The following is a 2,598-nucleotide window of genomic DNA, read 5'->3' on the forward strand; positions in this document are numbered from 1 at the left end:
TGAACACCATTCAGGATGACCTCAGCCGGTTCACTCATAAGCTGGCCACCCTGCCCATGGAGGATCTGGCCAACAACGTGAACCAGCTTCTGAAGAACTTCCAGAATACCGCTCTGGAAATCAACGCCCTCACCAGCAATATCAATGCCATTGCGGACAAGCTTCATAAGGAAAACATCTCCCATGAGATGCTGTCCACCCTGAAGGAGGTGCAGAGCATTCTGGCTTCGTATAACAGCGATTCCGCCCTGTACCGGGATCTCTCCCAGGCGGTGAAGGAACTTAACAGCACCCTCAAGGGAGTTAAGCCCGTAGTCAGCAAGGTAAATGAAAAGACCAACTCCCTGGTATTCTCTTACGATCGCCAGGATCCCGTTCCCGCCGGGAAAAAAGAGAAGAAGGAGAACAAAAAGAAATGAGCTTCCCAGTAATCAAATCTTTCGCCGCTATGGCCCGTCCGGCTGTTAAATTCGCCGCAGCACTGACGCTGGCGTGTCTGGCCGGATGCTCCGCAAGCTCCGACAGCATTTATCACTACTATGATCTGGACGGCTTCACCAAGCAGGTTCAGGACACCGGCTCCGGAAATCCGGTGCGGGTTAACGACGTCAAGCTGCCGGATTATCTGGACACCCAGTCCATCCTGTTCCAGACCGGGCCCAACGAGGTAACCCAGACCAACCGCAACAAATGGATCGCCAATCTGGGCAGCATCCTGACAAATTCGCTGGTGCTCCGGCTCCGGAAGAACCTGCCCCAGTACAGCTTCGGCGAAAACATCTGCAGCCAGGGCCGGGACGACTGTCCGGCGCTGGATATGAACATCCGGGACTTCCGGGGCATTTACGACGGCACTGTGCATACGGAGTTTGACTGGCAGATCATGAAGGGCCGGGATCTCATCTGCCACGGCAGCATCTCCCGTTCCGAAAACCAGGACGGCGACGGCTACGACAGTCTGGTGGAGGCTCTCAACAAGGCCTGGAAGTCATCTCTGGACGATCTCTCCGGTAACATCGATACCTGTCTCACCCGCCTGGCTCAGGAAACCAAGCAGAAATAAGACCCTGGGGCGGGCGGACTCAAACCCGCCCTTGTCCCGGGGACAGCCCCGGGACTTGAATTAATCACACGGATTAGGATTCTGAGCATCCTGGTCTCATTACGGGGGCTTTCGCAGCCTCCCCGGTCAAACCGCCTTGAAACACGATCCCTCAAAATAAACAAAAGTATTCTGATGAGCTCTCTTAACACCGCTCAGTGATAATCAGAATCCCTTGTTATCTGCCATTTTTCCTGCGGTGTCAGAACATCCCAAAATACTGCTTGTCAGCCTTCTTTTTGCGGTTATAACATAGTCTGGCAAAGAAGATAAAAACAGGCAGGAACCAGAGAAAAAGATGGGAGGCGAGGAATAAGATGGGCAGAATCGATCGCAGCGAAGGCAATCTTTTTCCCTGGCCCAAAGGGGCATATGTCCGCAATAAACGCTATCTGTACATTAACGTCGGAAACAAATATGTCTCTCCTTCTGAAAAGCAGGACAAGGGCTCGCGGGGTTATACCGGGCATGACAGTCTCTGCATTGGAGTTTTGCAGGATCCGGAACATCCGGAAACCAGAAAGTTCTATGCCAACAGGAATTATCTCTTAAGGCAATGCCCCGCTGAATTGCCGGATCCGCCGAAGTTTGCAGGAAGCATTTCTGTCGGTCTCACTGCATGGATCCGAGAAGCGGCCAGCACGTCAGGACTGGCCGATGCTCTCGCAAAAGCCTTCGGGGAAGATGACACCCGGCTGATTATGGACATGGCAGCGTATATGCTCTCAAGAGGAAGTGCGGTTATGCAGCGCTTCCCGGCCTGGGCCCGGGATCATGAATTGTTTTCAGAAGACATTCCGGATGAGTCCTCTCTCGGTCTTTTTCTGAAAAGTCATCTCACGTTCCCTAAAATTAAAAAGTTCCTGGATTGCTGGTGTCTTCGCAATATCGGGAACGGCAGGATTTTTCTTTGTTATGATTCCGTCAATGCAAACTGTCCGGCGGAAGGCGTGTTCATTGCGCCGGAAGAACCTGCCGAAGACAATTGGGACAATGCCGCCAGATATGACTCCGCGCTTAACCAGGTTAATGCCGATTATGCGGTGCGGCAGTCAGACGGGCTTCCGTTAACGTATCTGCGCTCTCCGGGTTCCGGAAATGGCATTGATCCCGCTTCGGAGATCCTCAGGTTCATCGCGAAAATTAAGCAGCTGTCCAAAACAGACGGGGTCAAAAAAGACGTGAAGCTTTGTCTGCTCTGCGACTGCGGGTATCTGTCAGAAAACAATCTGAAGGAGCTGGACAGCGTGGGCCTGGAATACATTATCATGCTAAGGCCCTCATTCAGGAAATATAACGAGCTTGCCGATGCGGTGATCGCCAAAATCAGAAGCTATAAAAACGAGCTCCGGAACTCTGATTATGAAGACGAAGATGATGACGAGAGATACGGTCTGACCGCGGATTCAGAGCTTTATGATAACGGCCCCGCCTGCAAGGCTCACATTATCTGGAGCGCTCGCAGGTACAGCGCTAAACGTAAAAGGGTTGCGGCC

At 52.4% G+C, this 2,598-nt stretch carries 3 protein-coding genes; all 3 read left to right on the top strand.

The window, feature by feature from the left end:
• On the top strand, window positions 1-419 hold a 419-nt coding region (locus ACJROR_RS15360), incomplete at its 5' end, for a hypothetical protein (RefSeq protein WP_406547857.1).
• On the top strand, window positions 416-1,063 hold the full coding sequence (locus ACJROR_RS15365) for a membrane integrity-associated transporter subunit PqiC (RefSeq protein ID WP_406547858.1): 648 nt from the start codon (window positions 416-418) through the stop codon (window positions 1,061-1,063). The genes ACJROR_RS15360 and ACJROR_RS15365, both read left to right, overlap by 4 nt.
• Before the next feature lie 356 nt (window positions 1,064-1,419).
• The coding region (locus ACJROR_RS15370) for a hypothetical protein (protein ID WP_406547859.1) at window positions 1,420-2,598 on the top strand (1,179 nt) is incomplete at its 3' end.

This window comes from Succinimonas sp., assembly GCF_045225735.1.
Taxonomy (GTDB): Bacteria; Pseudomonadota; Gammaproteobacteria; order Enterobacterales; family Succinivibrionaceae; genus Succinimonas.